We start from the raw sequence: 6,848 nt of genomic DNA on the forward strand, positions 1-6,848 counted from the left end.
TATATTAAATGTTAAATTCTTCATTTGTGTGTCTCCTGGTATTACTAAAAAATATTTATTTATAAAATAACGTTGACTATGGAGTTACTCCATAGTTTATTATATAAGTATAGAAAAAATAAAAGAAATAGTCAACTTTACGATTGATTATATTTTAACAAAAATTATTTATTGTTTTAAATTTAGTTATTGTTTTAAAATTCGTTTTGGGGAAAATGAATATGTTTTGTACGGGAAAAGGCTGTATCTTGGGGATACAGCCTTTTGTTTTTTTGAGATATTTAGTAAAATGTATCTAGATAAAAAAAATAACAAAATTACTTACTTGATTAACTGATCAAATAGGTAAAATAATTGAAATTGGGAGACACATATGAAAAATTACGAGACGATAATATTTGATTTAGATGGAACTATTACACAATCTGATTTGGGAATAACTAATTCCATTAAGTATTCGCTTAAATATTTTGGGATAGAAAAGGAGAGAGAATCCTTAAAAAGACATATAGGTCCGGCGCTTAGTACGACTTTTAGAGAGTATTTAGGCGATGACGAGGAAAAAATAAAGCTAGCTATAGAAAAATATAGAGAGTACTATGTAGCAGGCGGGATGCTTGAAAATGTAGTCTACGAAGGCGTGGAGGAAACTTTAAAGGCGCTTAAGAAAATGGATAAGAAAATCATCCTAGCATCTTCAAAGCCTATGGTGTACTGTAGAAAGATTCTAGAGCATTTCGATTTAGACAAGTACTTCGACTTCATAGCTGGAAGTAATCTAGACGAAACTAGAACTAAGAAGCCCGAGGTGATATCTTTTGCACTAGAAAATATAGGCAAAAAACCAGACCACAGCGTGCTTATGGTGGGGGATAGACGATACGATATCTTAGGAGCAAAACAACTGAATATAGATTCAGTAGGCGTATTGTACGGCTATGGAGATAGAGAAGAGCTAGAAGAAGCAGGCGCTACTTATATAGTAGAAAAAATAGACGATATTTTACAAATAGTATAAAATCACCAAATTAAAGGGAATAGATTTTTCAAATTCAGATATCCAAGGTATATCTGTTAATTTGGAAAATCTAAGAGGTTGTAAACTAAATACCTATCAAGCTATAGATATTTCAAAGCTTCTAGGTATAATAATACAAGATTAATTTTTTCTGTATTTTCTTATATAGTAGAGGATAATAATTATAGGTATCAGCATTATAAATAGTATTTCTGCAATTAATAGGTATAATATGTAGGTATTTCCGCACAATATACCTATGGGCAGACATACTATACTGCTAGATAGCCAATAAGAGCCTAAGTTGTGATGTAAATTTTTCCATATAGTGTTGTTCATCAGATAATTTGGGATCTTTATAGAAACACTTGAGTCTCTATCGCAATTTAAAAATACATACCCTAAGAATATAAATACAAAGCAAATTACACAGCTTATTAAATTATAAAAATTAAATACAGTTTTACTATCTACACCTTTAAGGGAAGTATATAGCTCTAGATAGCATAAGAGATTTACAGACACAATAAACAATAAAGTCGCAAAATCGCTGACTTTATCTTCTATATCAGTTTCAAATTCATCCTTAAAAACTCTCGGCTTAGCATAAGTAAATACAGCAAGTAAAAAAGGTATAACTAGAACTTCTCCCTTATTTCCCCATTTAGCAACCTCGCCTATAGTAGAATAATGAGAGGGAATTTGTTCTGGAATATTAGGATATACAAAAAAAGTAACTATAAGAGGTAGAAAACCTATAAAGTAGTATATTATTTTTTTAAGTACAAGTTTTTTATCTTTAAAGTCCATATAAAAATTATTCCTCCCAAATTTATAATGCTATTTAACTATTATAATATATATGAAAAATAAATACATTAAAAAATTAAAATTTAACATAGGACAGGAGGTTTTTGTCATGTTTAAAAAAACTACAAGTGAGTTATTAGATTTTATACAAAAAAGTCCAAGCTGCTACCATGCAGTAGACAATATAAAAAATATACTAGATGAAAATGGATTCTGCGAGCTTTCAGAGGGCAAGGTGTGGGAGCTAAAGGAAGGTGGAAAATACTATGTAATTAGAAACTATTCATCTATAATAGCCTTTAAGATTCCACAAAAAAACTTCAAAGGCTTTAATATAGTAGCCAGCCACAGTGATTCGCCTACTTTTAAGATAAAAGAGAATTACCAAATCGAAGTAGACAATAAGCTTGTGAAGCTAAATGTCGAAAAGTACGGAGGAATGATATTTTCCTCTTGGTTTGACAGACCTCTCTCTATAGCTGGCAAGGTCGTAGTCAAATGTGGCAATAAATTCGAATCAAAATTAGTCAACATAGATAGAGATCTAGTCGTCATACCTAACTTGGCAATACATTTTAACAGAAACATAAACGACGGTTATAAATACAACGTCCAAGCTGATATGCTGCCACTTTACGGGGGTGTAGATGCAAAGGATAGCTTGATGAAATTAGTAGCAGACAGCGCCTATGTGGATGAAAAGGATATCTTAGGCAGCGATTTGTTTTTATACAATAGAATGAATGGCAGTATCTGGGGCGCAAACGAGGAATTTATATCATCTCCAAAGCTAGATGACCTACAATGCGCGTTTTCATCATTGAAGGGATTTTTAGCTGGAGAAAATGAGGACACAGTACAGGTTTGCGCAGTTTTCGACAATGAAGAAGTGGGCAGCCTAACTAAGCAAGGCGCCGAATCTACTTTTTTAGTTGACACATTAAAGAGAATAAACAGCGATATAGGAAGAACTGAAGAGGAATATTTAACAGCAATTGCAAACAGCTTCATGGTATCAGCCGACAACGCCCATGCAGTTCACCCTAATCACCCACAAACATCAGACCCTACAAATAGACCTTACATGAACGAGGGCATCGTGATAAAATTCAACGCAAACCAAAAATATACTACTGATTCGATGTCAGCGGCTGTATTTAAGAGTATATGCGAGGACGTTGATGTGCCTTATCAAGTTTTTACTAATAGATCTGATATAGCGGGAGGCTCAACACTTGGGAATATATCAAACTCAAAGGTGTCTTTAAACACTGTCGATATAGGTCTTCCTCAGCTTGCTATGCATTCAGCATATGAAACTGCGGGAGTGAAGGATACATATTATATGGTCAAGGCTATGGAAAGTTTTTATAAAACTTCTATAATTCAGGAGGAAAATGGAGTACTTAAACGTTTATAGTTGCATAAGGGTATTGATATGAGTAAGAGTTCTGATAAAAATATCCTAAATAATGGCATATACAAATTATGCTATAATATATTTGTAATTTAATATTATGAGGAGGGATTCAAATGGAATTATTTGAAGCTTTAAAAGGAAGAAGAAGTGTTCGCGGATATAAAGACGAACAAATAAAAGACGAAGAATTAAATGCTATACTAGAAGCAGGGGAATATGCAGCAACAGGAATGGGTAAGCAATCACCTATAATGATAGTTGTTCAAGATAAAGAAACTATATCTAAATTATCAAAAATGAACGCAAAAATAATGGGAAATGAAAACGTAGATCCATTCTATGGAGCACCAACAGTAGTCATAGTATTAGCAGACAAAAATAGACCTACTTGTGTAGAAGACGGAAGCTTAGTAATTGGAAACCTAATGAATGCAGCTTACGGACTAGGAGTAGGTTCTTGCTGGATTCACAGAGCTAAAGAAGAATTTGAAAGTGAAGAAGGAAAGGCACTTCTTAAAAAATGGGGTGTAGAAGGCGACTACATAGGCGTTGGACATTGCGTTTTAGGTTACGCAAAGGAACCTCTTAAACCAGCGGCACCACGTAAGGATGGATATGTAGTTAGAGTTTAATAGATAGTTTGATATTTATGAAGATGGATTTCGATTTTCGGAATCCATTTTTTTAGTAAATTAAAAGAGGGAAAAGACTCAAGTTAAAAGGTTAAATATTTAAAAAATATCTAATAAATAAGAAAGGGGATAACAATATGAAACCGAATATATTTAATTACGCAGGCGGAGAACTTACCAATGATGCTATGATTTGCTGGATGTTAGATTGGGCTAATAGCGAAGACGAGGAATATAAAAATTTATCACAAGATATCATAAGATTATTTACAGCAGATGAAGATTTGAAGGTAGAATTTGTGAACATAAAAAAACAGTACAAAAAAATCGACATATTAGTAGAAGTAAATAATTCAGAAGTAATTGTAATAGAAGATAAAGTAAAGACTTCACATCATTCAAACCAATTAGAAAGATACAAAGAAATTATAGAATCTGAAGAACAATATAAGGACTATAATAAACATTATATATATTATAAAATAGGTAATGAAAGTCCATATAATGGTGTAGAAGAAGCTGGTTATAAAAGAATAAATAGAGACGCTATGCTAAATGTAATTAAAAAATATAGAAGTCTAGGAAATGGTCTGTTAAATGATTATATAGATTATTTAGAAACACTAGAAAAAACTTTTAATAAATATAAATATGAAGATGATCTCAATAAATGGGATTGGGACACATGGCAAGGATATTATAGTCATTTACAAGCCCAAAAGAATATAAAAGAAGTATGTTGGCGCTCTGTATCAAATCCAAAGGGTGGATTTTTAGCATTCTTTTGGAATTGGACATGTTTAACGTATAAAAAAGATGGAAAAGAAATAGATTATGCACTATATCCTCAAATAGAAAGCAATCCATTTAATTCTGATGGAAATAAAACTAGAGTAGCTTTCAAGCTAGAATGCAAAGATTCTAATTATGGAAAAGAAATTCGATTATATTTATACGAGCGTTTAAAAAATTTATTAGAAGATATGGAAAAAACAGAGTCGAAGAATTGTATATCAGTTGGAGATGTCAAGAAAACTAGGTTTAAAATTGGTTTTCATATGACTATTGCAGAAATAAATAATATAAATACAAGAACAAGACTTGATCAGATAATTGAAGGTGTAGATAATTTATTTGAAAATATATTATGAAGACGACATAGAAGATGCGGTATTTTTAAATGAAAAAGAGTTGTTTTTTATAGGTAATTGTTACAGTGCTATTATAAAGCTAGATTTACAATGTAGTTATTGACCAAATACAGCCTTGCTACGATAAGTAGCATTGATGTAAGCCTGTTTTTCTTGTCTAATAATAAGATAACGGCTATTATATTAACGACAAGAATTAAAGGAGGGCTGAAAAATGAGATTGGGCGAGAGATTAAAGGAATATAGAAATCAAGAGGGGCTTTCACAAGAACAGTTAGCCGAAAAATTAAATGTATCACGACAAGCAGTTACAAAATGGGAAAATGACAAAGGCATCCCAGATTTAGATAATCTTATTGTTATAAGTGATGAATTGAATTTAAGCTTGGATGAGTTGTTAAAAGGAAATGAAAATGTGAAAGAAAAAATTATTTCTGATAGTTCAGCTAAGAAATGGCATATATTAGTGATTGTATATCTAGTTGCAATAGTAGTATATATCGCATATTTTGCAATTCATCATAAAATTTTTATGATTGGTTTTTTGATTGCGACATTGTTTATGCTATTTTTTGAGATTAGAATTTTTATCAAGGAGAAGATATACAGTCAGAAAAAAATATAAAATATTTTATATATCCCAATGTTAATTTGCATTGCTTGATGTAATAGCATAGTTTAACTACTATGTTATTATAAAAATTAAGGAGGCGGTGTGAAATGCTTGGAGAAAATATAAAAACATTGAGAAAGAATAAAGGATTAACTCAGGAAGAACTAGCTATAAGGTTAAAGGTGGTTCGTCAGACAGTATCAAAATGGGAGAAGGGCTACTCTGTTCCAGATGCAGAAACTTTACAAAAAATTGCAGATATACTGGAAGTAGATATAAAACAATTATTGGGTGCAGATATAGAAACAGAAAAAACTAATAATGAAGTTGCCGAACAGCTTTCTAGAATTAATGAACAGTTAGCTATAAAAAATAGACGTTCTCGCAGAATTTGGAAAACTATAGGAATTATTTTGCTTACAATTTTAGTTTTGTATATTTTATTAGCAATAGCAGGTCTTGTGTTTTATGTACCGACGAGTGATAAAATTGTTATCGATTGTTTTTCATTAATTTAGCAATATTGTAATCTATATTTTTATGATATACTAAAAAAGTATTTGTACATATGATTGAAATTTTATTTCAACATAATACATTTTAATAAATAAAAATGTAAAAAATATAGACAATTATTAATTTAATAATCAATAATTGTGAAGAGAGAGGTTTGATTATGACAAAGAAACTTTTTTACAATGGAGATATCATAACTCTAGAAGACGAGCTATATGCAGATGCTGTGTTAGTTGAAAATGGAAAAATACGCAGTGTAGGCAAAAAAGACAAGCTACTAAATGCTAACGAGGATGCAGAAATGGTCGATTTACAAGGAAAGACTTTGATGCCATCGTTTATAGATGCACACAGCCACTTCTTTGGATATGCAAATTCAAAGCTTCAGGTGTCATTAGAGGATGCTGTGGATTTTGAGGATATAGCGGACAGGATAAAATCATTTATCGAGAAAAACGACATCCAAAATGGCGCTTGGATAACTGCGAACAATTTTGATTACAACACATTAGCAGAGAAAACTTATCCGAGAATTGACTTTCTAGATAAAATAGCACCTGAAAATCCGCTTATAATTTCTAACAAATCAGGTCACAACGGTGTGGCAAATTCACTAGCAATGAAGGAGCTAGGCATAACTAACGATACACCAGATCCAGAGGGTGGAGTTATTTTCAAGGAAAATGGA

The 6,848-nt window shown here is 31.4% G+C and carries 8 protein-coding genes; 7 read left to right on the forward strand and 1 reads right to left on the reverse strand.

All coding sequences use genetic code 11. The features are described 5' to 3' along the window. The first annotated feature begins 373 nt into the window (after positions 1-373). Positions 374-1,018: an HAD hydrolase-like protein gene (locus MR593_RS11930; protein WP_290693197.1), complete on the forward strand. Its 645-nt coding sequence runs from the start codon at positions 374-376 to the stop codon at positions 1,016-1,018. A 141-nt stretch (positions 1,019-1,159) separates the two neighbouring features. Here the strand turns inward: MR593_RS11930 and MR593_RS11935 are convergent, their stop codons facing one another. Next, the gene (locus MR593_RS11935; RefSeq protein ID WP_290693200.1) at positions 1,160-1,828 is read right to left on the reverse strand and encodes a DUF1648 domain-containing protein; all 669 of its coding nucleotides are present in this window, start codon (positions 1,826-1,828) and stop codon (positions 1,160-1,162) included. Positions 1,829-1,937: 109 nt separating this feature from the next. Between MR593_RS11935 and MR593_RS11940 the strand changes: the two genes are divergently transcribed. From MR593_RS11940 to MR593_RS11965, 6 genes are all read left to right on the forward strand, one after another. After that, positions 1,938-3,248: a M18 family aminopeptidase gene (locus MR593_RS11940; protein WP_290693203.1), complete on the forward strand. Its 1,311-nt coding sequence runs from the start codon at positions 1,938-1,940 to the stop codon at positions 3,246-3,248. A gap of 113 nt (positions 3,249-3,361) precedes the next feature. After that, complete coding sequence (locus MR593_RS11945) at positions 3,362-3,880, forward strand: nitroreductase family protein (RefSeq protein ID WP_290693206.1); 519 nt, start codon at positions 3,362-3,364, stop codon at positions 3,878-3,880. A 137-nt stretch (positions 3,881-4,017) separates the two neighbouring features. Beyond that, the gene (locus tag MR593_RS11950) at positions 4,018-5,031 is read left to right on the forward strand and encodes a PD-(D/E)XK nuclease family protein (protein ID WP_290693209.1); all 1,014 of its coding nucleotides are present in this window, start codon (positions 4,018-4,020) and stop codon (positions 5,029-5,031) included. Positions 5,032-5,245: 214 nt separating this feature from the next. Next, the gene (locus tag MR593_RS11955; RefSeq protein WP_290693212.1) at positions 5,246-5,656 is read left to right on the forward strand and encodes a helix-turn-helix domain-containing protein; all 411 of its coding nucleotides are present in this window, start codon (positions 5,246-5,248) and stop codon (positions 5,654-5,656) included. A gap of 95 nt (positions 5,657-5,751) precedes the next feature. After that, positions 5,752-6,162 (forward strand): helix-turn-helix domain-containing protein, encoded by a 411-nt coding sequence (locus MR593_RS11960; RefSeq protein WP_290693215.1) that lies wholly within the window; start codon positions 5,752-5,754, stop codon positions 6,160-6,162. A gap of 158 nt (positions 6,163-6,320) precedes the next feature. Next, on the forward strand, positions 6,321-6,848 hold a 528-nt coding region (locus MR593_RS11965; protein WP_290693218.1), incomplete at its 3' end, for an amidohydrolase family protein.

It is taken from the genome of Intestinibacter sp. (assembly GCF_022780145.1).
Taxonomy (GTDB): Bacteria; Bacillota; Clostridia; order Peptostreptococcales; family Peptostreptococcaceae; genus Intestinibacter.

Excerpts from the sequence above, each read along its gene's own strand:
- MR593_RS11940 (WP_290693203.1), top strand. The coding sequence starts at position 1,938 with ATGTTTAAAAAAACTACAAGTGAGTTATTAGATTTTATACAAAAAAGT.
- MR593_RS11960 (WP_290693215.1), top strand. The coding sequence starts at position 5,752 with ATGCTTGGAGAAAATATAAAAACATTGAGAAAGAATAAAGGATTAACT.
- MR593_RS11935 (WP_290693200.1), bottom strand. The coding sequence starts at position 1,828 with ATGGACTTTAAAGATAAAAAACTTGTACTTAAAAAAATAATATACTAC.
- MR593_RS11945 (WP_290693206.1), top strand. The coding sequence starts at position 3,362 with ATGGAATTATTTGAAGCTTTAAAAGGAAGAAGAAGTGTTCGCGGATAT.
- MR593_RS11930 (WP_290693197.1), top strand. The coding sequence starts at position 374 with ATGAAAAATTACGAGACGATAATATTTGATTTAGATGGAACTATTACA.
- MR593_RS11950 (WP_290693209.1), top strand. The coding sequence starts at position 4,018 with ATGAAACCGAATATATTTAATTACGCAGGCGGAGAACTTACCAATGAT.
- MR593_RS11955 (WP_290693212.1), top strand. The coding sequence starts at position 5,246 with ATGAGATTGGGCGAGAGATTAAAGGAATATAGAAATCAAGAGGGGCTT.